Source organism: Cognatilysobacter bugurensis (assembly GCF_014652095.1).
GTDB lineage: Bacteria > Pseudomonadota > Gammaproteobacteria > Xanthomonadales > Xanthomonadaceae > Cognatilysobacter > Cognatilysobacter bugurensis.
The window spans coordinates 945,548-971,336 of sequence record NZ_BMYD01000001.1 but is presented as its reverse complement, the minus strand read 5'-3'; the positions used below and the strand labels follow the sequence as shown (position 1 = coordinate 971,336).

Below are 25,789 nucleotides of genomic sequence, written 5' to 3'. Positions count from 1 at the left end.
ACAAGCGTTGGAATCGGCTCGGCTATCATGCGCGGTCCCCGACTGCATCGCGAGCGCATGGCCGCCATTTCGAACAAGGACCACCGTCTGATCTGGATCGACCTCGAGATGACGGGGCTCGACACCGACAACGATTCGATCCTCGAGATCGCCACCGTCGTCACCGACGCCGAGCTCAACGTCCTTGCCGAAGGCCCCGAGCTCGCGATCGTGCACCCGCTGGCGCGGCTCGAAGCGATGGACGAGTGGAACCGCAACCAGCACCGCAAGTCCGGTCTCTGGCAGCGCTCGCTCGACGCGGGCGTGTCGATGCAGGAGGCCGAGCAGCGCACGCTCGCGTTCCTGGAGCAGTGGGTTCCCGCGGGCGCGTCGCCAATGTGCGGCAACTCGATCTGCCAGGATCGACGCTTCCTGCATCGCGAAATGCCGCGGCTGCAGAAGTATTTCCACTACCGCAACCTCGACGTCAGCACGCTGAAGGAGCTCGCGCGCCGCTGGGCGCCTGAAGTCCTCGCGGGTCTGGGAAAGGAGGCGAAACACACCGCGCTCAGCGATGTCCACGATTCGATCGCCGAGCTGCGCCACTACCGCGGCTTCATGGGGCGCCTCGCCGGCGCGGGCGTCGTCCAGCAAGGTTGACGCCGGAGATGCCTCGCGCGTTCGGCGTTCGACTGCGCTAAGCGCTGCCGGGGCCCGCCACGCATCCGCGTAGGCAAGCGAACTGCCAACTGCGGAAACTGGGCCGCCTTAACTGGCGGGCGGCCCAGCAGAACTTAAACCTCGGCCGGGGGCGAAGGCTTGCCGGCAGCGGCAATCTGCCGCGGGTCGATGACACTGCCGTCGCGCGGCGAGTGGTGATAGACGTGCACGTCGCGCTGCGGGAACGGGATCCCGATGCCGGCCGCGTCGAACGTCTTCTTGATGCGCTCGGTCAATTCGCACTTCGTAATGAAGAAGTCGGCATTGAGGGTGTGGCAGCGGATTCCGAGGTTGACGCTGTTGTCGGCCAGCATGTAGACGAGCACGTCGGGCGCCGGATCGGGGAGCACGCGCCGGTCGGCGCGCATGACGTCGAGCGCCCGCTCGCGCGCGACGTCGATGTCCGCGGTGTACGCAATGCCGATGATGAGCTCGATGCGGCGCATCGTGTCGGGCGTCAGATTGATGATCGAGTCGTTCGTGACGAGGCTGTTCGGCAGCACGATCGTCTGGTTATCCGCGCCGCGCAGACGGGTCTGGAAGATGCTGATTTCCTCGACCTTGCCGGTCTCGTTGTTGATCGTGACGATGTCGCCGACGCGGAAGGGTTTGAGCGTCACGAGCATCACACCCGATGCGATATTCGACAGCGAATCCTTGAGCGCGAGGCCGATCGCGAGACCCGCTGCGCCGAGCACCGCGAACGCGGACGTCATCGGCACTTCGAAGACGCTGAGCACCGTCAGCGCGAGCAAAACCAGCAGCGCGACGTAGGCGACCTTGCGCAGGAACTGCACGGCGGTCGCTTCGACGTGGGCACGCCTCAGCGCGCGCTCGGCGATGTTCGTGACCCACTGCGCGAGCCGCAAGCCGATGCCCAGAATCACAAGCGCCGCCAGGATCTTGAGGCCCCAGCCCACTGCAAACGCCCGCCAGTCGATGCCTTCCAGGGTCTCCAGCCACTGCATACGCGTACCTCTGCCTCGAAATTGGGTCGGTAGAAACGAGACGCCCCGCAGGAGCGGGGCGTGTGCCATGCGAAAGGCTAACGGGTGCACCGTTAGCCTTTCGATATCCGCTCGGCTCAGGCGGCCGCGGCCTTTGCCTTGGCGAGCCGCAGCCAAGTGTCGACGACCGTGTCGGGGTTGAGCGAGACCGACTCGATGCCCTGTTCCATGAGCCACTGGGCGAGGTCCGGGTGGTCGCTCGGGCCCTGGCCGCAGATGCCCACGTACTTGCCCTTCGCCTTCGCGGCCGAGATCGCCATCGAGAGCATCTTCTTGACCGCCGGGTCGCGCTCGTCGAACAGGCTCGCGACGATGGCCGAGTCACGATCGAGGCCAAGCGTGAGCTGGGTCAGGTCGTTCGAGCCGATCGAGAACCCGTCGAAGATCTCCAGGAATTCCTCGGCGAGCAGTGCGTTCGACGGCACCTCGCACATCATGATGATCTTCAGCCCGTCCTTGCCCTGCTCGAGGCCGTTGTTGCGAAGCACCTCGATCACCTTGCGGCCTTCGCCGAGCGTGCGCACGAAAGGGATCATGACCCAGCAGTTCGTCAGGCCCATCTGCTCGCGCACCTTGAGCACCGCGCGGCACTCGAGCGCGAACGCCTCGGTGAAGCTCGGATCGACGTAGCGGCTCGCGCCGCGGAAGCCGATCATCGGGTTCTCTTCATGCGGCTCGTAACGCGAGCCGCCGATCAGGTTCGCGTACTCGTTCGACTTGAAATCCGACAGGCGCACGATGACCGGGTGCGGCGCGAACGACGCGGTGATCGTCGCGATGCCCTCGGCAAGGCGGTCGACATAGAAATCCACCGGGCTCGAGTAGCCCGCGGTGCGTTCGTCGATTTTCTTTTTGACGTCGGCGTCCTGGCGGTCGTACTCGAGCAGCGCCTTAGGATGCACGCCGATGTGGCTGGCGATGATCATCTCAAGACGCGCCAGGCCGACGCCTGCGTGCGGCAGCATCGCGAAGTCAAACGCGCGCTCTGGGTTCGCGACGTTCATCATGACCTTGAGCGGTGCCGGCGGCATGTGCTCCAGGTCAGCGACGTGCCGCTCGAAGGGCAGGGCTCCGTCGTAGATGAAGCCGGTGTCGCCTTCCGCGCACGAGATCGTGACCAGCTGGCCGTCCTTGATCGTATCGAGCGCATTGCCGGTGCCGACAACCGCCGGCACGCCGAGCTCGCGCGCGATGATCGCCGCGTGGCAGGTGCGTCCGCCGCGGTTCGTCACGATCGCGGCCGAGCGCTTCATCACCGGCTCCCAGTCGGGGTCGGTCATGTCGGCGACGAGCACGTCACCCGGCTGCACGCGGCTCATGTCGTCGAGCGAGCGCACGACGCGCGCGACACCGGTGCCGATCTTCTGGCCGATCGAGCGGCCTTCGCAGATGACCGGGCCACGCTCCATGAGCTGGTAGCGCTCAATCTGCGTTGCCTTGCCTCGCGACTTCACCGTCTCGGGGCGAGCCTGCACGATGAAGAGCTTGCCGCTGACGCCGTCCTTCGCCCACTCGATATCCATCGGGCGGCCGTAGTGCTGCTCGATCGTCAGCGCCTGGCGTGCGAGCTCGTGCACGTCCTCGTCGCTGATCGAGAAGCGGTTGCGCAGCTCCGCAGGCGTGTCTTCGATACGGACGCGCTCACCCGGGGTGTCGGAATACACCATGCGCAGCTGCTTGGCGCCGATGCCGCGCCGCAGGATCGCGTGCTTGCCTTCGCCGAGCGTGGGCTTGTAGACGTAGAACTCGTCGGGATTTACCGCGCCCTGGACGACCATTTCGCCGAGGCCATAGCTCGACGTGATGAACACGACGTTGCGGAAACCGGACTCGGTGTCGAGCGTGAACAGCACGCCGGACGAGCCGACGTTCGAACGCACCATGAGCTGCACGCCGGCGGACAGGAACACGTCCTCGTGCTTGAAGCCGTGGTGCACGCGGTACGCGATAGCGCGGTCGTTGTAGAGGCTCGCGAACACTTCCTTGACCTTGAGGACGACGTCGTCTTCGCCGGTCACGTTGAGGAAGGTTTCCTGCTGTCCCGCGAACGAGGCATCGGGGAGGTCTTCGGCGGTCGCCGACGAGCGGACGGCCACGGCAACGTCGCCACCGCCGTTTTCCGAGCACAGCTGGCGGTAGGCGGTGCGGATGTCGCGATCGAGCTCGGGCTGAAGCGGGGCGCCGATGACCCAGTCGCGGATTTCCTTGCCCGCGATCGTCAGCGCGCCGACGTCTTCGACGTCGAGCGTCGCGAGTTTGTCGAAAATGCGCTGATGCAGGTCGTTATGCGCGATGAACGCCTTGAACGCCTCTGCCGTGGTCGCGAAACCTCCGGGCACGGAAACGCCGAGGTTCGCGAGGTTTCCGATCATCTCCCCTAGCGAGGAATTCTTGCCGCCCACACGGGCGAGATCGGACAGCCGCAGGGATTGCAGCCACAGGATGTTCTCGTTCAAGCAACGGTCTCCGAAAGGGGCATGCGCGTGCCACTGCGCGCTAGCCGGATATGATCGCCGGTGCGTCGGGTGCGTACAAGTTTGATCCGACGGACTTTTTTGCGGTCCTAACGACATGGCGAGGTTCAAGATGCTGGCGATCAGGCCCGTTTTTTATGTATCCGACGGCACCGGCATCACGGCCGAGACGATCGGGCACAGCCTGCTCACGCAGTTCACGGACACTCATTTCGTCAGTGAACGTTATCCGTTCGTAGATACGGTCGAGCGCGCGCAAGAAATCGCTGCCCGAGTCCGTGCCGTGGGCGAGCAGCACGGTGCCAGACCCATCGTGATCAACTCGTGCGTAAACAGCGACGTCTGCGCCGCCGTGTGCGAGAGCGGGGCGCTGGTGCTCGACGTCTTCGCGCCGTTCATCGATCCACTGGAGCGCGAATTGGGCCAGATGCGTCAGCGCCACATGGGGCGTGCGCACGCGATCGTGGACTTCGACGCCTACCACCGACGCATCAACGCAATGAACTTCGCGCTGACGCATGACGACGGGCAGAGCCTGGACTACGACGAGTCGGACGTGATCCTGGTCGCCGTGTCGCGCGCCGGCAAAACGCCGACCTGCGTCTACCTCGCGCTGCATTACGGCATTCGCGCGGCGAATTACCCGCTCGTCGACGAGGACCTCGATCACGACCGGCTGCCGCCGCGGCTGCGCGCCCACCGGCACAAGGTGTTCGGACTGACGATCGACCCCCAGCGCCTGAACCAGATCCGTCAGGAGCGTCGCCCGAACTCGCGCTACGCGAACATCGAGACGTGTCGCCGCGAGGTCGCGGCCGCGGAAGCGATGTTCCGGGCCGAGCGCATCCCGACGCTCAGCACGACGCACACGTCGATCGAGGAGATCGCGAGCAAGATCCTGACCACGTTCAACATCCGGCGCGAGATGTTCTGAACCGCGGCCGCGCGTCGCAGATTTCGAGATTCAACAGGCGATTCATGTGTCGGCACGGTCCGTCACGCGGGCCGCGTGTAGCATCGAAACATGACTTCGACCGTTGCCCGACACGCCCTTGTTCCGAAGCTCGATCGCCTCGGATGGCTCATGGCGCTGTACACCGAAAACGAGGCGCGGCTGGTGCGGATGTTCGCGCCGCGCAGCCTCGCCGTGGGGCATTACCGCTCGGACACGGGCGACGGGCTGCCGCTGCATTTGGAGATCATCGAGCAGCACCCATACACGACGGAGCTGCGGATCACGTATGCGATCGTCGATCCGGTGACCGGTGAGCCGGATCCGTCGGCGCACCTGCGGCTTTATCACGACACGCGGCAGCTGGAGGCGACGAACTGCTACGTGGGCCGTCGCTGGCAGGACGTCATCGGCATGTTCCCGCCGCCGGCGTTGCTGATCGGCCACCGCCTGCGGATGAACACGTTCCTTGGCAAGTGGCTCGAATATCTCGCCGAGCGGGGGCACGGGGCGGCGACGCTGCGCCGACTCGATGAAAATTCGTCGACCTTGTGCGAGACCGCTTGACGATGTGAAACGTGCTGCTTAAAGTAGCGGACTTTCCAGCCCAGTGGGGCCATAGCTCAGCTGGGAGAGCGCCTGCATGGCATGCAGGAGGTCGGCGGTTCGATCCCGCCTGGCTCCACCACTGGTTGGAAAGAAGCGCTAAGAAGTCGGGCTCAGGCCGGTTGTATCGTCCGATTTTGGTTTTACTGCGTCCCCATCGTCTAGAGGCCTAGGACATTACCCTTTCACGGTAGCGACCGGGGTTCGAATCCCCGTGGGGACGCCACTATTCAGAACAGAAGGGCTGCCGAAAGGCGGCCCTTCTGCTTTTTCGCGTGTATGCATCCGGGCGGCACTTCATCGCGCGCTCATGCCGGTGTCGCTTAGCTTGCTCGCACGCCCGTTGTGGAAGCTTGCGATGGCCCCTGCGCCCGACGACATTCAAAGCCTGCTGTACGGACTCGAGAGCCGCCTGCCGTCGATGCTTGCTGACGCGGCCTCGCGCGAGGCGTTCCTGGAAGCATTCGACCCGCAGGCGCGGGAAATCGCCGAGGTCGCCGGCGAGGAACGCAGCGCCTACGTCCGCACCGAGCTCCAGCGCATGCTCGCGAGCCAGGGGGTCATCGAAAGTCCGTTCGAATCGCCGATCGATCCGATCGACCCTACGAAGGATCAGTAAGCGAGCCCGCATCCGCCGGACACGACCGGACAGGCGGCAGGCGCGCACCTTGCTCATGTGCGCCCACGGCGGACTCCCGGCCATCGCACCGTGGTCCGCCCGCCGGCAACCCTATGAGTGCAGCTCGCGCAGAGTCACGGACGGCGGCGCGTCCAGCACGCGCCGCGTTGCCCACAGTCCGGAGACGAGCGCGGCCAGCATGCCGGCCGTGGCGCCGGCTGCGGCGAGGCGCCAGTCCGGCGCCCAGGGCAGGTCGAACACGCGCACTGCGACGACGCCCGCGAGCACGGAGGCGGCGATTGCCGCGGTCAGCCCGGAGATCAGGCCGATCGCAGCGAACTCCGACGCCTGCGCCAATCGCAGCTGCCGCCGGCTCGCACCGAGCACGCGCATCACTCCGCCTTCGAGCAGACGCTCGTCCTGGCTGGCACTGATCGCGGCGAGGAGCACGAGCACGCCGGCCGCGAGCGCAAACCAGAAGACGACCTGCACCACCGTGGCGACCTGGTCGCCCGTGCTACGCACCTGGTCGAGCACGGCGTCGATGTCGATCACCGAGAGATTCGGGAACTGCGCGACGAGCGCAGCGGTGAAGCGCCCGTCGGTGCGCGGCACCTTGACCGCGGTGATGTAACTGGCGGCGTAGCCGTCGAGCGAGCCCGGCGACGCCACCACGAAGAAGTTCGGGCGGAAGCTTTCCCACTCGACTTCGCGCAGGCTGGTGATGCGTGCTTCGAACGGCTGTCCCGCGATGTCGAAGCTCACCGTGTCGCCGACGCCCCAGCCCAGCGATTCGGCCAGCCCTTCCTCGACCGACAGTTCGGGCGTGGCCGGGGTGCGACGCGTCCAGAACCGACCTGCGGTGACCGTGTTGTCGTCGCGCAGGGCGTCGGTCACGGAGAGATTGAACTCGCGCTCGGCCAAGCGCCGCGCGCGGCCTTCCTCGAAGTCGTCGCCCGCCACCGCGGCGCCGTTATGCGCGACCAGGCGGGCGCGAATCATGGGGAAAAGCTCGGGCGGCGCGACGCCGCGCTCACGCATGAACGCGCGGATCGAGTCGATCTGATCCGCCTGCGCGTTGACGATGAAGCGATTGGGCGCTTCGGCGGACAGCGTGACCTGCCAGCGATCGAGCAGGTCCGTGCGCACGAACGTGAGCAGGAGCAGCACCATGAGCCCGAGGCCGAGCGCGGCGATCTGCGCGACGCTCGTGCCCGCGCGCCGGCTGACATTGGCGAGGCCATAACGCAGGCTGCCCCGCAGGCGCGTGCGAACACGGCGCAGCAAGGCGACCAAGCCCCAGCCGAGCAGGGCGAGCACGGCCAGTGTCACGACGATGCCGCCGAGCATCGCGCCCGCGAGCGTCGGCGAGCCGGCCTTCCACCACAGCAGCGTCGCGAGCCCGCCGAGTCCGAGTGCGCCGACGATCCATGCGCTCGGCTCCGTGGCATCGAGATCGCGGCGCAGCACGCGAAGCGCAGGCACGCGACGCAGGGCGAGCACGGGCGGGGCGCCGAACGCGAGCAGCACGGTGAGGCCGACGCCAAGGCCTTCGAGGGCCGGGCGCCAGCCGGCCGCCGGAATCGTCGTGCCGAGGGTGCGTTCGAGCCAGCCGCCGACGCCCCACTGCAGCGCGAAGGCAATCGCAACGCCCAGCACGCTCGCAGCCACGCCGAGCATCAGCAGTTCTCCGACGTGCACGATGACCAGCGTGCGCTGGCTTGCGCCGAGGCAACGCATCACCGCCGCACCTGCGCGGTGGCGTTCGCTGTGGCGACGTGCGGCCATGGCCACGGCGACGGCAGCCAGCACGACGGACACGAGCGCGGCGAGCCCGAGGAACCGCCCCGCGCGGTCGAGCGCCGAACGCAGTTCCGGGCGTGCGTCGCCGATCGTTTCGAGGCGCTGGTTGCGATCCAGAGCCGGCTTTGCGGCCGACACGAAGCGCTCGACGGCATCCGGTGGGCCGGCCACCGCAAGCCGGTAGCGGATGCGGCTGCCTTCCTGGACAAGGCCCGTCGACGCGAGCTCGTCGAGCGCGATGAAGACTTTCGGTGCGACGTCGAAGTAGTCGAGCGCGGCGTCGGGCTCCTGCACGACCAGCGCGGTCAGCCGGAAGCTGCGGTCGCCGAGGGCGATCGTGTCGCCAATGCGGGCATCGAGCGCGTCCGCACCGGCACGCGAGAGCCATGCGGTTCCAGGCGCGGGCACGGCGTCCGCGTCGCGCTCGGCGCCGGTGGCGTCGACAATCCGCACGCTGCCGCGCAGCGGATAGCCGGCACCGAGCGCGCGCAGGTCGCCGAGCTGCAGGCGTGCGCTGTCGCCGTCGCCGACGCGCACCATCGTCTGCAGTTCCTGGGTTCGCGCGCTGCGCAGCGCCGGCGCGGCCGCGGCCCGGCCCACGTCTCCTTCGATCGGCGCATCGCCGCGCACGACCGCGTCGCCGCCGAGCAGGCGGTTCGCTTCGATCGCAAGTCCGCGCTCGGCCCGGTCGGTGATGAACCCCACCGAGGTCACCGCGAGCACCGCGATCACGAGCGCCGCGAGCAGGATGCGGACCTCGCCCGCGCGAAGGTCGCGACGCAGTTGGCGCCAGGCGAGCGCGAGCGCGTTCACTGCGGCTGCCGGTCGTCGGCGACGAGGCGGCCGGCATCGAGCCGCAGGCGCCGGGCGCAGCGGCGGGCCAGCGATTCGTCGTGGGTGACGAGGACCAGCGTGGTGCCGCGCTGTGCGTTCATCGAAAACAGCAGTTCGATGATCGTCTCGCCGGTGTGCGTGTCGAGGTTGCCGGTGGGCTCGTCGGCAAACAGCAGCGAGGGCCCGGTGACGAACGAGCGCGCGAGCGCGACACGCTGCTGCTCGCCGCCCGACAGCTGGCGCGGGTAGTGGCCGAGGCGTTCGCCGAGACCGACGCTGGCGAGCATCTCGCGCGCCGGCCGCTCGACGTCGCGCTCGCCGCGCAGTTCCAGCGGCAGCATCACGTTCTCCAGTGCGGTGAGCGACGGCAACAGCTGGAAGTTCTGGAACACGAAGCCGACCTTCTCGGCGCGCACCTGGGCGCGGCCGTCCTCGTCGAGGTTCGAGAGCGCTTGGCCGTCGAGGTGCACCTCGCCGCGCGACGGCGTGTCGAGGCCAGCGAGCAGTGAAAGCAGCGTGCTTTTGCCTGAGCCCGACGCGCCGACGATTGCGACGGTGTCGCCCGCGTCGATGGTGAAGTCGATCGAGTCGAGGATCACGAGTTCGCTGCCGGGCAATGCGACCCGCTTGCCAAGGCCCTGAACATCGAGCACCGCACGCGTGGACGCTTCAGCGTGGGGCGGGGTGGCCTCGGCCATGATCTTCACGGGGTTGCCTCCAGGATGACGCGCTGCGGCCACGGTCGGCAGCCATGGGAGAAATGCATGACACCAGCATATGCGGCTTGGCGGACGTGGGTTCAATGGATGGCGACGGCGTTGCTGCTTGCAACGATGTTGCCGGCACTTGCGGCAAAGCCCGAGGAAAGCGCGCGTTCGCGCACGGTGCTCGTCATGGGCGACTCGCTGTCGGCCGCGTACCGCCTGCCGACGTCGCAGGGCTGGGTCGCGCTGACCGAGGACCGCATCCAGCAGCAGGCGCCCGGCTGGCGCGTGGTCAATGCGAGCGTCAGTGGAGAGACGACGGCCGGGGGCAAGTCGCGCATTGCACGCGAGTTGAAGCGTGCGAAGCCGGACGTGGTGGTGATCGAGCTCGGTGCGAACGATGGCCTGCGCGGCCTGCCGCTCGCCCAGACGCGCGCGAACCTCGACGCGATGGTGACCGCCGCGAAAGGCGCGGGCGCGCGGGTGCTCCTGATCGGCATGCGGCTTCCGCCGAACTTCGGCGGCGCGTACACGAAGGGCTTCGAGGAGAACTTCCGCGCGGTGGCGAAGAAGCACGACGTGGCGTTCGTGCCGTTCCTGCTCGAGCCGATCATGCTCGACCGCAGCGCGTTCCAGCGCGACAACCTGCACCCCACGGCCGCGGCCCAGCCGAAGCTGCGCGACCACGTGTGGCCGAAGCTCGCCCCGCTGCTGCGCTGAGGCCGGCTTTGCATGGATGACGAGAGCGGGGCCTGCGGGCCCCGTTTGCGTTGAGCGCCCGGGCGGGCGAGCCCGCGCGGATGCCACGCCCGGGTGTCGGGCCCGCTTGCAGATGCCGTCTCGCACCGGTCTTGTGAGCCCGGGCACGATTGCGGCTCCGCGCCGGCTGTCAACGGCTTACGTCGGCGCGGCTCGGTCGCCACAATCGGCGGCTCCCCGGCCCCGGCCGGCGCCACCGGTTGACCCATGTCGCACGCAACAGCCCAGCTCGCTTCGAAGATCGCCGCCACCATTGCCGCCGAGATCGGCGCCCAGCCCGCGCAGGTGCGCTCGGCCGTGGCGCTGCTCGACGAAGGCGCGACCGTCCCGTTCATCGCGCGCTACCGCAAGGAAGTCACCGGCGGTCTCGACGACACGCAGCTGCGCAACCTCGAGACGCGCCTGTCGTACCTGCGGGAGCTCGAAGACCGCCGCGCCGCGGTGCTGTCGAGCATCGAAGAGCAGGGCAAGCTGACCGACGAGTTGCGCGCCGACATCGAAGCCGCCGAAAGCAAGGCGCGCCTCGAGGACCTCTACCTGCCGTACAAGACCAAGCGCCGCACGAAGGCGCAGATCGCGCGCGAGGCGGGGCTCGAGCCGCTGGCCGACGGCCTGCTCGCCGACCCGACGCAGGTGCCCGAGGCGTTCGCGGCGCAATTTGTCGATGCCGACAAGGGCGTCCCCGATGCGAAGGCCGCGCTCGACGGCGCGCGCGCGATCCTCATGGAGCGCTGGGGCGAGAACGCCGCGCTCGTCGGCGACCTGCGCCAGTGGCTCGGGGACGTCGGCGTAATCCGCTCGCGGGTCGCGGAAGGCAAGGAGAACGAAGGCGCGAAATACCGCGATTACTTCGACCACGCCGAACCCTTGTCGAAGATCCCCTCGCATCGCCTGCTCGCGCTGTTCCGCGCGCGCCGCGAGGAGATCATTTTTGTCGATCTCGATCCCGGCAACGACGCCGAGGCCGGTCACTTGCAGGCCGAAGGCCGCGTCGCGCACTTCGCGGGTGTGAAGCCGCAGGGCCGCCCGGCCGACAAGTGGCTGCTCGACGCGTGTCGCCTCACGTGGAAGGCGAAGCTCCACCTGCACCTCATGCTCGACCTGTTCGCTCAGGCCCGCGAGAAGGCCGAGGCCGAGGCGATCGACGTGTTCGGCCACAACCTCAAGGACCTGCTGCTGGCCGCGCCGGCCGGCCCGCGCGCGGTGCTCGGCCTCGACCCGGGCCTGCGCACGGGCGTGAAGGTGGCCGTCGTCGACGCGACCGGCAAGCTCGTCGGCACCGACACGATCTACCCGCACGAACCGCGCCGGCAGTGGGACCAGTCCCTGCACACGCTGCGCGCGCTGTGCGCGAAGCACCGTGTCGAGCTCATCGCGATCGGCAACGGCACGGCCTCGCGCGAGACCGACAAGCTCGCGGGCGATCTGATCAAGCTCGCGCCCGAACTCAAGCTCACGAAGATCGTCGTGAGCGAGGCGGGCGCGTCGGTGTACTCGGCGTCGGAACTGGCCGCGCGCGAATTCCCGGATCTCGACGTGTCGATCCGCGGTGCGGTGTCGATCGCCCGCCGCCTGCAGGACCCCTTGGCCGAGCTCGTGAAGATCGAGCCGAAGTCGATTGGTGTTGGCCAGTACCAGCACGACGTGGATCAGTTCCGCCTCGCGCGCGCGCTCGACGCAAAGGTCGAGGACTGTGTGAATGCGGTCGGCGTCGATGTGAACATGGCTTCGGCCGCGCTGCTCACGCGTGTTTCGGGCCTGTCGACGACGGTTGCGGAGAACATCGTGCGCCACCGCGACCAGCACGGCGCATTCCGCACGCGGAAGTCGCTGCTCGACGTGCCGCGCCTGGGCGAGAAGACGTTCGAGCAGTGCGCGGGCTTCCTGCGCATCGCCGGCGGCGACGAACCGCTCGACGCCTCATCGGTGCACCCCGAGGCGTATCCGGTCGTCGAGCGCATCCTCAAAACGGCGGGGCGCGACATCAAGCAGCTCATCGGCGATATCACCGTGCTGCGCCAGCTCAAGCCCGAGCAGTTCACCGACGAGAAGTTCGGCGTGCCGACCGTGCGCGACATCGTCAAGGAACTCGAGAAGCCGGGCCGCGACCCGCGCCCCGAGTTCAAGGCCGCGCGCTTCGCGGACGGTGTCGAAGAGATCAAGGACTTGCGACCGGGGATGATCCTCGAGGGCGTGGTCACGAACGTCGCCGCATTTGGCGCGTTCGTCGACATCGGCGTGCACCAGGACGGTCTCGTGCACATCTCGGCGCTGGCCGACCGCTACATCAAGGACCCGCGCGAGGCGGTCAAGGCCGGCGACATCGTCAAGGTGCGCGTGCTCGAGGTCGACGTCGCGCGCAAGCGCATCGCGCTCAGCCGCCGGCTCGACGATTCGGTGCCCGCGCCGCGCAGCGAGCCTCGCGGCGACGTGCGGAGCGAGCCGCGCGGCGCGGGGCAGCCGCGTCGAGACGATCGCGGCCGCGGCGCCCCCGCGCGTCAGCAGCTGGCGCCCGCGAACAACGCGCTTGCCGCGGCTTTTGCCCGGGCGAAGCAGGACTCGTAGTAAGGCCCACGCCGCTTCCGCCCGGCCGGCGAGCGGGGCGTCGGCATAAAAAAAGCCCGTCTCAGGACGGGCTTTTTGTTGGCGCTGACAACGCGCCCGAGCTTCGTCGCGTCAGGCGCTGGCGCGCAGCATCGGCGTCGCCCACTGCGTGAGCATCATCAGACCCACGGCGCCGCCGACCACGGTGGCGAGCAGCTTCGGGCTGCGCGCCGGGTGCAGGCCGGACGAGGCGATGAGCGCGCCGACGAACAGCGGTACGAACATGTCCGCCGCCTGCCACGGGTCGCGCCCTGCGCTGTGCAATGCGAAGCCAAGGCCGGCGGTGAAAGCGAGACAGAACGCGGCGAGGACCAGGCCCTGCTTGAGTCCAATCTTGCGAGCCGGTGCCTGCGTCTGCGTTGTCGTTTCCATCGTGATTCCTTGTCGTCGTGCGGGACGCGCGGCGGGGGAGGCGCGTCGCGAGAGGATCGCATCATCGCGGCCCGCCCGGCGCCTCTCCGGGATCCCGGTCACAGAGCGCGCGATCGCCGACGGCGGTTCAGCCGCGATGTGGGCTTGTGCGCATGTTTCGCGCGGGGATATGCAGGCGCGGAGCGCACAGACTGTTCGGTCGCCTTCGCCACGCGTAACGGCGGAGCTCAGTCGACGACCGGTTACAGCGTGACTGCAGCCGCCGCGATCGTCCGTCGGACTCGGGTTAGCGAGGGCCCCGATCGCCGGGGCGGCGGGCGTCCTCGGCGTCCGCCTGGAGCGCCTGCTCGATGCGCTTGCGCAGGTCGTGATCACCGAAGAGATCGCGCAGCAGGCGCAGCTTGTGCTCAAGCGCGACGCTGTCGGCCAGCCGCATGCGCTCGATCCATTGCCGCGACGGCGTGTAGGTGGTCAGGTCGATGCCGGTCGCTTCGCGGATCTCGTCGAGCTTGCGCAGGCCGGTGCGCAGGCGCTCGAGGTCGCGACGCGTGGCCGCGTCCAGCGTGGCCGGCGACTCCGCCTCACGCGCGCGCTGCTCGCGCTCCCATTGTTCGCGGTGCTTTGCGTTCAACGCCGCAAGGTCATCGGCGTCGAGTCGATGCCGCGAGCGCAGCAACGAGGCGACGAAGGCGCGGGGCATCGCTTCGGCTTCGCGCAAGGCCGGGGCCACGCGACGTCGGATGGTCCCGTTCGCCGAGAGTTCCCACAGGCCCCAGCCGATCGGCAGTTCAGCCTCACGCACGACGCCGGGCGCTGCAAACAGGCACCAACGGTCGCAATACCGTGCGATGCGGTCCGCCTTTTCCGGGTTCTTCAGCTCCGCCAGCCAGTCGCCGCGGTTGCACTTGAACTCGAAGCCCGTGATATCGAGACCGCGCGAGGCCCACAGCGATAGCACCAACGCGTCCGCGCGCGATCCCATCGCGCTGCCGGCGGCCTCGCGCACTTCGAACACCGTGACGTACTCATCAGCGGGATGCTCGAGCTTGAGTGCCACGCAGAGGTCGTGGCTCGTGATCTTTACGGTGTCGCTCACAACGGCAGACATGGTGCACGCCACAGCGCGGCCGGACGCCGCGCGGGAATCGTCGCCGCGCGGCGTCGCAGAAACTGCGTCACGTGCGCTTGCGTTAGCGGATGATTCACGGGCGCCGGCGGTTTGAGGCCGAGCCGAAGCGCACCTCCTTGCATTCACCGAAGCCCATACAACGCCACGGCGCCGCCGAAATACGCGATGAGCACGGCCCAGCTGTCGACGCCCAGTCGCAGGTACGACCGGTCCCGGCGTTCGATCAAGCCTGCCACGTACAGCAGCGTCACCACGATGCCGAGCACCGCCGCGAATGCCGCGAACGGGCCCTGCGACGCGAGCACCGGCCCGCCCGGTGCCACCGCGTCGATCAGCAGAACGAGCATCAGATCGAAGACGTTGGTGCCGAAGATGTCGGCGAACGCCATCGTGTAGCGGCGGATGCGCACTGCGGCGACGACGGTGCTGATTTCAGGCAGCGACGTAGCGAATCCGACGAGCGTCGCGCCGACGAAGCTCGAGCCGAGACCGCTCTGCGCCGCGATCGCCTCGCCCGTACCCGCAAGCGCCCAGCCCGCGACCAGGACCACGGCGCCCATGGCACCGGTCATCCACAGTGCGCGCGTCAGGCTGGGGTCATCCGCGGTCTCGGCCGGCGCCTCCGGCTTGGGGGCGGGCGTGGCTTGCCAAGGCTCACGGTCGCCATTGCGCGAGATGATCCAGAACATTGCGGCGCCTGTCAGCGCAATAGCCAGGCTCCACGCGCCGACCCCCGCGACGGCGACGTCGCCCACCAGCACGGCGGCCGCGAACAGCGCGAGGAGAAGACAGGAGAACACCGCCTGCAGCAGCACGGTCGGGCGGGGAACCTGCGCGGTGAGCGCCCGCTCGCCGAGCAGTGCGTCGCCGATCGCGATGATGGCGACCTGCAAGGCGACGCCGCCGAGCAGGTTCGACACGGCGAAGTCCGCGCTCCCGCGCAGGCCCGCGGTGACCGACACGGCAATCTCCGGCAGCGACGTGATGCCGCCGAGCAGCAGCATGCCCACGACCGCGTGCCCGATGCCCGTGATGCGCGCGATGGCATCGGCATGCGCGGTCAACTTCGTGCCGGCCCACCACACGACTGCGGCGGCGACGGCGAACGTCGCGAGGTTGAGTTCGAGCGCGAGTGAGTGGAATTCGGGCATTCGGCCTGCAGGTCGTCCAATTCGGTCGCGAGCCAGCCGGCGTCGCACTCGCACCATAGCGAGCGGCACCGCACTCTCGGTTCACGTGTCGGGCACGGCCAGTTGCGCCTCCCGTGCGTTACCGTTTGTCCGTGCCGCGCCGGCACAGGAGCGCAAGCGCGCTGCTCGCAGCGCCGCTGCGCTGAACAAGTGCGGCTGGACCGCGCGGCGGATTACGTTGGTTGGACTGGCGTGACTTGCACGCGCAAGACGGACGGGCCTTGATTGCCGAACTCGTGAGCTGGGCGCTGTCGCCCCTCAACTGGCTGCTCATCGCACTTCTGATCGCGGTCCTGGGTGCTCGCTCGCGGTGGCGACGCGTGCTGCAGGGCATCGCGCTTGGGCTCGCGATCATCGCGTTCGCGGCGAGCACGGCGGTCGTGTCGAACGCGATCGCGCGCCGCGTGGAGTCGATTGCGGACACGCCTCCGCATTGCGAGTCGGATCCCCCGGACACCGTCGTCGTGCTCGCGGGCGGCGTCGACCGGCTGCCGCGCGGCGCCGATGTGTACGGCGTGCTGAGCGCGACGTCCCGCCGGCGGATCGAGCGTGGCATCGAGTACTGGCAGGCAGAGCCGGGCCGGAGACTCGTGCTGAGCGGCGGCCCCACGGCGCCCGGCTGGGTCCCTCTCAGCGGGCTGATGTCGAGCTACACACGCGCATTCGGTGTGCCGCCTGACGCCGTGGTCGAAGAGGACCGCTCGCTCACCACGTGGCAGAACGCGCAGAACGTCGCCGCGCTGCAGCCGCGACTTCCGCGCCGCATTGCTTTGGCGACGTCTGCCATGCACATGAATCGCGCAGTCCTCGCGTTCGAGGCCGCGGGCTTCGAGGTTTGCACGCTCCCGGCCGATCGGCGTGGCATTCGTGTGTCTTTGCCCGGAGGGATCGTGCCGTCGACGAAAGAACTCGAGAAGTCTGACGCCGCCTTGCATGAGCTCGTCGGCACGCTGCACTACCGGTGGCTGCGCTGGCGCACGGCACGCAGCAGCGATCAGCCGTAAGAACACCGCCGTGGTCGACGGAGCCACGTGCCGGCGATTTGATGTTGCTTGAACATAGGTGCTGCGAGCCTTCTTGGAACCCGAGCCTGTGGCCGATCGCGCGGCCGCGCTTGTCCGTACGGGCGCGCCGGTCAAGCCAAAACGACGCTCAGCGTCGTTCTGGATCGGCTAGCAGCGTAACGGACTCAGCTCCAGCGGGTTCGCTGCGGCGACGTGTGCAGCTTGCGCGTCATCCGCACCGCCACAGGGCCCCATCGATCGACCCGAAAGGAGATCCATGCATGAGCTCGAAGACCCAGACAACCGTCGCTCCCGCGCGGGGCATGCGCGCCGCCGCCTGTGCACTCGCGCTCGCCGGTCTCACCGCCTTCGCCGCACCTGCGTTTAGCGCGGGCAGCCGCGCGCCGGTTGTTGCCACCGGTCAGGCCGGCGCATCGGGCGCTTCGATCCCGCCATCGCTCGCGAAGTTTGACGCCGCCTCACTGACAGGGCAGCGCGTCGACGCCAGCGCCCTGGTTGGGCAGCCGACCGTTCTGATCGTCACGCCCACGCGCGACGCAGCCGAGTCCACCCGCGCGTGGGCCGAGGCACTGCGCGGCCGCCTCTCGACGAAGCAGGTGCGGGTCCGCGATCTCATCGCGATCGATCTGCCGTTCTTCATGTCACGCGACGACGCCCTGTCCCGCGCGCGCGACAAGATTCCTGCGAAGTACCACGACATGACTTGGCTGTCGGTGGACACGACCGTGGAGAGCGCGTTCAACATTCCCCGCGACGCCGGTCAGGCGACGGTGCTCGTGCTCGATTCACAGGGTGATGTCCGCGCGCGCGCGTCGGGAAACCCGAGCCAGGCAGAAGTCCAGAAGATCGTGAACACTGCCCAGTCGCTTACATCCTCGAACTGAGGGACGTCTCGGACGCAGCGCAATTAACGGGAGCCCGGCGAAGCGGGCCCCTGTAGATGTCCCTACGAATCGTGCTCCACCCGGTGACTTTTCGTTATCTCTGCGACCGGGTGCAGCACAGCAAAAAGGCCGGCGATTGCCGGCCTTTCTGTTTAAGCCTCGCGCGAATTAATGCCGCGTGTTGCGATCCGTACGATCGACGTCGAGCTTTTCGCGCTTGAGGTCGGCTTCGACAGTCTTCTCGTCAGTGACGAGCTTCTTGCGGATGACCACTTCCTCGCGCGCAACGGTGCGCTTATCGACGACGGCCTCTTCCTGCATCAGCGGAATGACGACCTCGTCTTCGCCGATCGAGCCGTCCGTTTTGCCACCGGCCTGGATCGGGCGCTTCTCGATGACGAGCTCTTCGTGCGCAAGCGGCACGGTCTCGCTGACGTGGGTGCTTTCGACGGTCTTATGCACGCGCGCTTCGCCAGCCGACACGGCGCGCTTACCGACGCGCAGCTCTTCCTCTGCGAGCGTCAGGCGCTCAACGCGGCCCGTGCCCTCACGCTTACCATAGAACTCGCGGGTGTCGCGGTCGTGGTCGCGGTCGCCGGCGTCCATTCCAACCGGCTCGCCATGGCGATACGGCGGCATCGCGATGAGCTGCGCGCCGTCGATACCGGTCAGCAGCACGTCGTCGCGATGGTCGTCGAGGCGCGCGCCGCTCAGCGGCACGAGCACGTGGCGGTTGTCCTTGAGGGACAGCGCCTTGCCGTCGAGCTCGATGTCGATATAGCGGACGAGATTTGCATCGGTGTCGACGATCAGGCTGTCGACTTCGCCGACCTTGCGGCCGTCCGAGGTGCGGACTGACCAACCGCGGATATCCGGGTCGCCATCGGCGACCTTGTAACCGTGCAGGTCATCCAGACGCTCGAGATTGGCCGTCGAGATCGGGGCATTGGTGCGGCCGGCCGTGGTGCCGGTGGTGTTTGTCTGACGATCCATAGTGATTCCTCCTGCGGCGCAAAGCGCCTTACTGCGGTGGGTAAAGATTGGGATGTGCGGCGACTCGTTTAATCGCGCTTGAGCGCGGGTCGCCGCTGAACTGGGTCGCGGATACTGAGCAGCCGCGGTCCGGTGTTTCAGTCAGCGCCAGTTATTAGCGCGAAACGATCGTGATGTCGCTGGGCTCAACCAGAAGGAAGGCCTGCTGACCGGTCACGAGCTTCTGAGCCTCGGCATCGAGCGTGCCACCCAGCTGCGCCAGCGTGCTCGGGTCATGCACGGCCGCGCCGTTGATCATGATTTCCTGGCCGGCGTTGACGTTGATCGCCTCTTCCATGTTCGGGCCCTTGGCGATGACGGCAAAAATGCGCTGGCCATCCTGCTCGATCCAGAAGCCGCGATCGGTCGGGACGTCCGTCACGCGAGCCGTGCCCGAAATCTCCTGGCCGACAAAGCCGGCCGGACCGGCAAGCACAGTGGCAACAGGAAGCAGTGCAGCCGCATTGGCCGTGGTTTCGACCGGCTCAACCGCGCCTACGGGTTCGACAGCGACGGGCGCTTCGGCGACCGGGGCTTCGACCGGGGCCACGGCTGCGGCCTCGACCTCTTCGCGGTCACCCATCTGCGTGAACGCCCAGATGGCCAACAGCACGAGCAACGCGCCGAGGATCCAGGGCCAGATGGATTTCTTTTTTTCGATTTTGATTTCAGCCACGGTAGTGCTCCTTTTCTACGAAGATTTACAACTTAAGGGTTGGCCGGTTCCGGCCGCATGAAGTGAGCTTGGAGATATCGTTATTTCTTTGTGCTAGAGCTTGCTCACGATGAGCTGCCGACAGCGATTGATCAGCTGCGAGCGACACCGTGCGCGCTGTCGCTGTGATGCTGTGGTGTACAGCGAATGTCTCGTGGCGCACCCTTTGACCAGCGTTTCATGGACACCGTGTCCGCCGGGGCTTCGGTTGCCGTGCGCTACGGCATCACATGCGCTTGGCTAGCGTGTGACCGACGGCGCACTGTTGCGCTGGCATAGAAGAAGGAGAACCCATGCAATCCATTCCCTCAGGCGCCTGGGTGGTCGTCGCCGACGGCGGCGGCGCGCGCATGCTGCAGAATGTTGGCGAAGCCAAAGCGATCAAACTCATCCAGCAGCGGTTGATCGAGCCGCAGAACCTTGACGGTGAAGGCCCGTCGGGCTCTCAGCCGAAGGAAGTCGACGTCGAGGAGGCGACGTTCGCGAAGCAGCTCGCAAACCGGCTCAATGATGGCGCTCTTAAGAACGACTATCGCCATCTCGTTTTGATTGCAGACCCGCAGACGCTCGGCCAGGTTCGTCCGCTGCTGCACAAGGAAACGCTGGAACGCCTCATTGGCGAAATGGCCAAGACGCTGACGAACGCGTCGATCGCCGATATCGAGCGCGTGTTGCACTGAGGCTCCTTCGCGGCGACGCATGCATCGCGTCGCCGCGAATCCGATGCGGAAAGAGGTTTTGCAGTACGGACACGCTTCCGTGCACGCGACGCGGCGGCGAGCGCCTACCGATGGGCGCACGACGCGAAGTCATCCCGCCGTTGCCTCTGAACTGTCATCCGGCGCGCATACGCTGGGGGCATGAAGATCCTCATGCTCTCGGATGTCTATTTTCCGCGTGTAAACGGCGTGTCGACGTCGATCCGCACCTTCGCGCTTGCACTGGCTCGCATGGGCCACGGCGTTACGTTGGTTGCGCCGGAGTACGAGGACCGCGGGCCCGCGGTGGCCGTCGATGACGGCGACGCGTTCGAGCTGATCCGTCTTCCGTCGCGCACCATCTTCTTTGATCCCGAGGATCGGTTGATCCGTCGACGCTCGATGCGCACGGCACTCGGGAGATTGGCGGTGCGCTCGTGGGACGTGATCCACATCCACACTCCGTTCCGCGCCCATCAGCTTGGGGTGTGGCTGTCGCAGGCGAGCGGCACACCGACGGTTGAGACCTACCACACCTATTTCGAGGAGTACGTGGGGCACTACGTGCCATGGCTGCCCAGCGCGATCACACGCGTGGTCGCGCGTCGGTTGTCTCGCAGGCTGTGCCACGACGTCGACCACCTCATCGTCCCCAGCCAGCAGATGGTGGACGTGCTGGAGCGTTACGGCGTTGGCACGCCGCATACGGTGCTGCCGACGGGCATCGAGCTGGACGAGTTTCAAGGCGGAGACGGCGCGCGGTTTCGCTCGCGACATGACATCAGCGCGTCGAGGCCAGTGCTGGTGACCGTGAGCCGGCTCGCCGTCGAGAAGAACATCGGCTTCCTGATCGACGTGGTCCGTCGCCTGGTGTCGCAATTCCCTGATCTGCTGTTCGTCATCGCCGGTGAGGGGCCGGACGCGCCGCGTCTCAAGAAGCTCGCGGCAGACCTGGTCGAACGGGGACACGTGCGCTTCTTCGGCAACCTGGACCGGCGACACGAGCTGCTCGACGCCTACCGTGCAGGCGATGCATTCGTGTTCGCCTCACCAACCGAGACCCAAGGCCTGGTGCTCATCGAGGCGATGGCGCTCGGGGTGCCGATCGTGTCGACCGCGGTCATGGGCACGGCGATGGTGCTCGACGGCGCCCGTTGCGCGGTCGTGAGCGAGGAGGACGTGGAGGCATTCGCCTCGCACACTGCAGCGCTGCTGCGCGACCCAGCACGGCGCGAGGCGCTCTCGGCGGCAGGCCCGCAGGACGCGGCCGCGTGGTCGAGCGAGACGGTCATGACGCGCGCGCAGGCGCTGTACGAGCGACTGGCCTATGGTGAGCGCCCGTGGCTGGCCGAGGCCGCATCGCACCTCAACGAAGCCTCATCGCGCACACGACCCGCGCCGCGTCGCGCCGTCGCAGACCCGGCCCGTCGTTAGGGCCGAGATGGATCAGCGTGGGCGCCGCGCGCGATCGAGCAGCGGCAGCAGCACGGCGGGATCCACCGGCTTGACGAGGTGGTGATCGAAGCCCGCGTCCTGCGCGAGGCGGCGGTCTTCCTCGTTGCCCCACCCGGTCACCGCGACGAGCACCGGTGCGGGTCCAGCCTTCGCGCGCAGGCGTCGCGCGACCTCGTAGCCGTCGAAACCGGGCAGCCCGATGTCGAGAAACACGACGTCGCAGTCGCCTGAGGCAGCAGCGTCGATTGCATCGGGACCGGAGTGCGCGATGCGCACCTCGTGGCCGCCGAGCTCGAGCAGCATGCCCAGGCTCATTGCGGCGTCGACATTGTCGTCGACCACGAGCAGCCGCAAGCAGGACGATGCGGGCTGCAGGGGCGTCGTCGGCACGGCCGGAACGCTCACGCCGTCAGCCAACGGGCGGGGCAGGGTGATCGTGAACGCGCTGCCGCGACCGAGGCCTGCGCTCCGGGCCTCGACGCGGCCGCCGTGCAGTTCAACGAGGCGACGCACGAGCGTCAGGCCGATGCCGAGCCCGCCCTGCGCGCGGTCGAGCGTGCGGTCGACCTGCGTGAACGCGTCGAACACCCGGCGCAGCATGTCCGCCGGAATGCCCGCGCCGTCGTCGCGCACGGTGATCGCCACGGCGTCCGCGGCGGCCGCCACGTCCAGTTCGATGTTGCCGCCGGCCGGCGTGTACTTCGCCGAATTGTGCAGCAGGTTCGCGACCACCTGCGAGAGGCGGGTCAGGTCGGCGTCCAGCGTGATCGGTGCCTCGGGCATGCGAACCGTCAGCGTCTGCGCTTGGCTGTCGACCAGCGGGCGCGTGGCCTCGACCGCGCTGTCGATCGCCTCGCGCAGGTCGATGCGCTGCCGATCGAGCGTCACCTTGCCGACGGTGATGCGCGATACGTCGAGCAGGTCGTCGACCAGACGCACGAGGTGCGCGAGCTGGCGCTCCATCATCGCGCGGGTCGACGCAGCCTGCTCCGTATCGCGCGTCATGCGCAGCACCTGCAGGCCGGTGCGGATCGGCGCGAGCGGGTTGCGGAGCTCATGTGCGAGCGTGGCGAGGAACTCGTCCTTCCGACGGTCCTGCTCGCGCAGCCGGTCGTACAGGCGCGCGTTCTCGAGCGCGACGGATGCGATCTGCGCGAGCTGCTGCAGGATGGCCTCGTCGGCTTCAGTGAAGTCCCGCTCCTGATTGCCGCGCAGCGTGATCACGCCGAGATTGCGGCCGTCATGCGCGGTGTAGGGCGCGGCAAGCCAGCCGTCCGTGCCCAGGTCGTCGCTCGCGTCGGAGCCCACGCAGAGGGTTGAATGCGGCGTGGCGCGCTGCCGCGCAGCCACACGCATGGGGCGGTTGGTGTCACGCACGCGAGCGCAGAGCGCGGCAAGCTCCGGCGTTTCACCTTGAGGATGTTCCGAGCCGTGGGCCCCGGCGCGGGAAAGCGCACTGAGCGTCTCCACGCCGTCAGGTTCGGACGTGAGCCGCGTCACCGCCGACTGGGCGCCGAGGATGCGGCGCGCTTCTTCGGTGACCACCCGCAGCACGCTGTCGGCGGATGACGCAGCCTGGATAGTGCGGGCGGCGATCGCGACCTGCGCGAGCAGGCGCCCCTGCTCGCGTTCGCGATCGAGCATCCGGGCGAGCCGTTCTTCGCTCGCCTTCTGCGCGCTCACGTCGACCGTGACGCCATCGAAGCGGATCGGGCTGCCGTCGGCGCCGTAGGCTGTACCGCCTAGCGCGCGCACCCACTTGATTGCGTCCGAGCCGGGGTCCGTCGTGCGGTAGAACACGTCGTAGGGCAGGCGGCTCTCGATGGAGCGGGCGATCGCGTCGCGGGTGGCCTCGCGGTCGTCCGCATGCATGCGTTCGTAAAATGTGTCGATCGTGACGCGTGCATCCGGCGACAGGAAGAAATGCGCCTTGACTTGCGCGTCCCATTCGAGCTCGTCGAACGGCAGGTCGCAGTACCAGAAGCCGACGCCTGACAGGCGCACGGCATAGTCGAGGCGGGCGCGACTGTCGGCGAGCGCGCGTTCGCCGGTCACGCGAGCCGTGACGTCCCGCGTGACCGACAGCTGCGCGAAGCCCCCGGAGTGCATCGGCAGCGGGACTGCGGTGGTCTCCATCCAGCGTCGGGTCCCGCCGAGGCCAACGATCTCGAACGCCAGCTCGGCGCGCTCACCGCGGCACACCCGTTCGTTGAGGTGCTCGAACGCTGCGCGGTGCTCGGGCGCGACGAGCGGAAACACGCAGGCGCCGACTACATGGGTCTCGTCCGTCGCCTCGACCATGCGCAGGCCAGCGGCGTTCATCTGCAACACGGCGCCGTCGGGCGCAACGAGCATCACGCACTCGGGGTTCGCCTCGACCATGGCGCGGTAGCGGGCTTCGCTGGCCTGCAGGGTGCGCGTCACGCGGGCGCGTTCGAGCGTTTCCCAGCAGCGCCCGACGACGAGTTCGACGAGATCGATCTCATCGCGCGTCCAGCGACGCGGCACGCGCTGATGCACGGCCATGGCGGCCGAGAAGACGCCGTTCTTGTGCAGCGGCACGCAGATGACGGCTGCGATCTCCGTAGCCCGGTACGCCGGCAGGTCGATGGCGCTGATGCGCCCGTCGCGCTCGGCGTCGACCACCACGTATGCATCGCCCGCGAGCATCTGGCGCGTGCACTCGGCACCGAAGGCCGCGACCGGCCAGCGGCCGACGATGCTCGGCACGTCGCGCTGCCAATCGCCGGTGATCACGAACAGCGACTCGTCCTCGATTTCGGCGTACGCGCAGCGGTCGGCCCCGAGGTGCTCGGCAAGCAGCCGCGCCGACGTGGACATGATGGCGTCCGGTGCGGTGAGCGGTTGCGTTGCCGCTGCAAGGTCATCGAGGAAACGGTGCTGCGCTTCGCGGCGCTGCAGCGCCTCATCGTGGCGAGCACGTTCGATTGCGAGTGCTGCTGTGCGCACGAGCGTGGACACCAGTGCCTGCTCGGCGTCGTCCGGCTCGCGCGCGGCGTCGGAACCGGTGTCGAACGTGCCCAGCACGCGGCCGTCCGCGCTGACGATCGGTGTCGAACAGACCGTCCGGGCACCGCTCAGCGTCAGCGGCTCCTCGGCTCCCTCCGCACCGATCGCGCGCTCGCCGGACATGTCGTCGTGAAGCCGGACCACCGCTCGCACGCGTTGCGCATGCGCCTCGACGATCCGGCACAGCGCTGCAAGCACGTCCGCAAGCGGCGCGCCGCGTACGACCATCTCCAGCGCCGCATGCTGAGCCGCGAGCAGCGCGGCCGGGGTTCGGGCCGCGGGCGCTTCGTCGGCGGCGATGACGCTCATCCGGCCCGCACCCCGGGAGCGGCCCAGCCGGTCGAAACAAGGCGCGACAGGGAGGCCAAGGGGCAGGGCATCTGGAGGTCCTTACGGGCAGTTGCGCAGTCTAGCGGGGCTCAGGTTGCGGTTGCGTGGCTCCACGCCTCCACTGACGCTCCGGGCTCGATAACCCATTCAGCGTTCAATTCACGAGCGCCGCCGTATGGTCAGGGCAGGCAAACCAGGAGGACAGGCCATGGCCACCGGTTGGGCAGGCGACGGCGCGGTGCAGGACCAGATCGACGCCACCGTGGACGATGCGGTGCGGCGCGCCCGCAGCCGGCTTGCGCAGGGGCCGGGGCGAATGCACTGCGAGGAGTGCGACGCCCCGATCCCGGAAGCACGGCGGCATGCCGTGCCGGGCGTGAGGCTGTGCGTGTCGTGCCAGGCGCAGGCCGACGCCGCGGAGGGCGCAGGCGCCGGCTACAACCGGCGCGGCAGCAAGGACAGCCAGCTGCGATGACGGGCGTGGCTCTAGCGCAATGTTGCGGCGTCGTCAAGTTTCCTTCGCTTCATGTTGACGGCCCGGCTGGACACTGGAACCGCAGTCCACCCTCGAAGCCGCAGCTGGAGACACCATGAAAGCCCTCAACCTCGTGACGCTTGCCCTCCTGATCATCGGTGGCATCAACTGGGGCCTCGTCGGCCTCGCCCAGTTCGACCTCGTCGCCGCGATCTTCGGCGGCCAGGACGCACCGCTCGCGCGGCTCGTGTATGCACTCGTAGGCCTGTCCGCGCTGTGGCAGATCGTGCCGCTCCTGCGTGCCAGCCACACGAACGAAGTGCACGCCGAAGCCCACGCCCGCACGCACCACACCCCGCGTCGTTAATCGACGCTGCAGTTCGGGCGACCCAC

General features: G+C 68.0%; 22 protein-coding genes and 2 tRNA genes. 14 read left to right on the top strand and 10 right to left on the bottom strand.

What is annotated here, in order from left to right; genetic code table 11:
* Positions 1-27: 27 nt before the first annotated feature.
* Entirely contained in the window at positions 28-639 is a 612-nt protein-coding gene (gene orn / locus IE075_RS04415) for an oligoribonuclease (protein WP_229792310.1), read from the top strand.
* Positions 640-773: 134 nt separating this feature from the next.
* On the opposite strand, the gene IE075_RS04410 is transcribed toward orn, so the two are convergent.
* Positions 774-1,667 (bottom strand): mechanosensitive ion channel family protein, encoded by an 894-nt coding sequence (locus IE075_RS04410; protein ID WP_189453670.1) that lies wholly within the window; start codon positions 1,665-1,667, stop codon positions 774-776.
* Between the two features lie 116 nt (positions 1,668-1,783).
* Entirely contained in the window at positions 1,784-4,162 is a 2,379-nt protein-coding gene (ppsA, locus tag IE075_RS04405) for a phosphoenolpyruvate synthase (protein ID WP_189453668.1), read from the bottom strand.
* A 130-nt stretch (positions 4,163-4,292) separates the two neighbouring features.
* On the opposite strand from ppsA, the gene ppsR reads away from it, so the two are divergent.
* The 5 genes from ppsR to IE075_RS04380 all read left to right on the top strand — a co-directional run bounded on the left by ppsR (position 4,293) and on the right by IE075_RS04380 (position 6,357).
* The gene (ppsR, locus tag IE075_RS04400; protein ID WP_189454794.1) at positions 4,293-5,114 is read left to right on the top strand and encodes a posphoenolpyruvate synthetase regulatory kinase/phosphorylase PpsR; all 822 of its coding nucleotides are present in this window, start codon (positions 4,293-4,295) and stop codon (positions 5,112-5,114) included.
* A gap of 90 nt (positions 5,115-5,204) precedes the next feature.
* A complete protein-coding gene (locus tag IE075_RS04395) occupies positions 5,205-5,699 on the top strand; it encodes a DUF1249 domain-containing protein (protein WP_189453665.1) in 495 nt (164 codons plus the stop codon).
* A gap of 45 nt (positions 5,700-5,744) precedes the next feature.
* A tRNA-Ala gene (locus IE075_RS04390) sits at positions 5,745-5,820 on the top strand.
* 68 nt (positions 5,821-5,888) lie between these two features.
* Positions 5,889-5,964, top strand: a tRNA-Glu gene (locus IE075_RS04385).
* Between the two features lie 132 nt (positions 5,965-6,096).
* The gene (locus tag IE075_RS04380; protein ID WP_229792309.1) at positions 6,097-6,357 is read left to right on the top strand and encodes a hypothetical protein; all 261 of its coding nucleotides are present in this window, start codon (positions 6,097-6,099) and stop codon (positions 6,355-6,357) included.
* Positions 6,358-6,468: 111 nt separating this feature from the next.
* On the opposite strand, the gene IE075_RS04375 is transcribed toward IE075_RS04380, so the two are convergent.
* Together IE075_RS04375 and IE075_RS04370 are read right to left on the bottom strand one after the other, a co-directional pair.
* Complete coding sequence (locus tag IE075_RS04375; protein WP_189453661.1) at positions 6,469-8,973, bottom strand: ABC transporter permease; 2,505 nt, start codon at positions 8,971-8,973, stop codon at positions 6,469-6,471.
* Positions 8,970-9,692, bottom strand: coding sequence for an ABC transporter ATP-binding protein (locus tag IE075_RS04370; RefSeq protein WP_189454792.1), 723 nt, complete (start codon positions 9,690-9,692; stop codon positions 8,970-8,972). The genes IE075_RS04375 and IE075_RS04370 overlap by 4 nt, the downstream gene beginning before the upstream one ends.
* A gap of 66 nt (positions 9,693-9,758) precedes the next feature.
* Between IE075_RS04370 and IE075_RS04365 the strand changes: the two genes are divergently transcribed.
* Together IE075_RS04365 and IE075_RS04360 are read left to right on the top strand one after the other, a co-directional pair.
* Positions 9,759-10,418 (top strand): arylesterase, encoded by a 660-nt coding sequence (locus IE075_RS04365; protein ID WP_189453659.1) that lies wholly within the window; start codon positions 9,759-9,761, stop codon positions 10,416-10,418.
* A gap of 246 nt (positions 10,419-10,664) precedes the next feature.
* Positions 10,665-13,022 carry a Tex family protein gene (locus tag IE075_RS04360; RefSeq protein WP_189453657.1) on the top strand — a complete coding sequence of 786 codons (2,358 nt, stop codon included), beginning with the start codon at positions 10,665-10,667 and terminating at the stop codon, positions 13,020-13,022.
* A gap of 111 nt (positions 13,023-13,133) precedes the next feature.
* On the opposite strand, the gene IE075_RS04355 is transcribed toward IE075_RS04360, so the two are convergent.
* The 3 genes from IE075_RS04355 to IE075_RS04345 all read right to left on the bottom strand — a co-directional run bounded on the left by IE075_RS04355 (position 13,134) and on the right by IE075_RS04345 (position 15,713).
* Positions 13,134-13,433 carry a hypothetical protein gene (locus IE075_RS04355; protein WP_189453655.1) on the bottom strand — a complete coding sequence of 100 codons (300 nt, stop codon included), beginning with the start codon at positions 13,431-13,433 and terminating at the stop codon, positions 13,134-13,136.
* A 286-nt stretch (positions 13,434-13,719) separates the two neighbouring features.
* Positions 13,720-14,541 (bottom strand): hypothetical protein, encoded by an 822-nt coding sequence (locus IE075_RS04350; protein WP_189453653.1) that lies wholly within the window; start codon positions 14,539-14,541, stop codon positions 13,720-13,722.
* 143 nt (positions 14,542-14,684) lie between these two features.
* Complete coding sequence (locus IE075_RS04345) at positions 14,685-15,713, bottom strand: sodium:calcium antiporter (protein WP_189453650.1); 1,029 nt, start codon at positions 15,711-15,713, stop codon at positions 14,685-14,687.
* A 260-nt stretch (positions 15,714-15,973) separates the two neighbouring features.
* Here IE075_RS04345 and IE075_RS04340 point away from each other — a divergent pair, with 260 nt between their 5' ends.
* Both IE075_RS04340 and IE075_RS04335 read left to right on the top strand, forming a co-directional pair.
* Complete coding sequence (locus tag IE075_RS04340; protein WP_189453648.1) at positions 15,974-16,756, top strand: YdcF family protein; 783 nt, start codon at positions 15,974-15,976, stop codon at positions 16,754-16,756.
* Between the two features lie 323 nt (positions 16,757-17,079).
* The gene (locus IE075_RS04335; protein WP_189453646.1) at positions 17,080-17,661 is read left to right on the top strand and encodes a hypothetical protein; all 582 of its coding nucleotides are present in this window, start codon (positions 17,080-17,082) and stop codon (positions 17,659-17,661) included.
* Between the two features lie 168 nt (positions 17,662-17,829).
* Here the strand turns inward: IE075_RS04335 and IE075_RS04330 are convergent, their stop codons facing one another.
* Together IE075_RS04330 and IE075_RS04325 are read right to left on the bottom strand one after the other, a co-directional pair.
* Entirely contained in the window at positions 17,830-18,654 is an 825-nt protein-coding gene (locus tag IE075_RS04330) for a DUF2382 domain-containing protein (RefSeq protein ID WP_189453644.1), read from the bottom strand.
* A gap of 154 nt (positions 18,655-18,808) precedes the next feature.
* Positions 18,809-19,369 carry a hypothetical protein gene (locus IE075_RS04325; RefSeq protein WP_189453642.1) on the bottom strand — a complete coding sequence of 187 codons (561 nt, stop codon included), beginning with the start codon at positions 19,367-19,369 and terminating at the stop codon, positions 18,809-18,811.
* Positions 19,370-19,701: 332 nt separating this feature from the next.
* Between IE075_RS04325 and IE075_RS04320 the strand changes: the two genes are divergently transcribed.
* Complete coding sequence (locus IE075_RS04320; protein WP_189453640.1) at positions 19,702-20,088, top strand: host attachment family protein; 387 nt, start codon at positions 19,702-19,704, stop codon at positions 20,086-20,088.
* A 180-nt stretch (positions 20,089-20,268) separates the two neighbouring features.
* Positions 20,269-21,540 carry a glycosyltransferase gene (locus tag IE075_RS04315; RefSeq protein WP_189453638.1) on the top strand — a complete coding sequence of 424 codons (1,272 nt, stop codon included), beginning with the start codon at positions 20,269-20,271 and terminating at the stop codon, positions 21,538-21,540.
* Positions 21,541-21,552: 12 nt separating this feature from the next.
* On the opposite strand, the gene IE075_RS04310 is transcribed toward IE075_RS04315, so the two are convergent.
* Positions 21,553-24,900: a GAF domain-containing protein gene (locus IE075_RS04310; protein ID WP_189453636.1), complete on the bottom strand. Its 3,348-nt coding sequence runs from the start codon at positions 24,898-24,900 to the stop codon at positions 21,553-21,555.
* A 229-nt stretch (positions 24,901-25,129) separates the two neighbouring features.
* Here IE075_RS04310 and IE075_RS04305 point away from each other — a divergent pair, with 229 nt between their 5' ends.
* Complete coding sequence (locus IE075_RS04305; protein WP_189453634.1) at positions 25,130-25,396, top strand: DksA/TraR family C4-type zinc finger protein; 267 nt, start codon at positions 25,130-25,132, stop codon at positions 25,394-25,396.
* 115 nt (positions 25,397-25,511) lie between these two features.
* The gene (locus IE075_RS04300) at positions 25,512-25,763 is read left to right on the top strand and encodes a DUF378 domain-containing protein (RefSeq protein ID WP_189453631.1); all 252 of its coding nucleotides are present in this window, start codon (positions 25,512-25,514) and stop codon (positions 25,761-25,763) included.
* Positions 25,764-25,789: the final 26 nt, after the last annotated feature.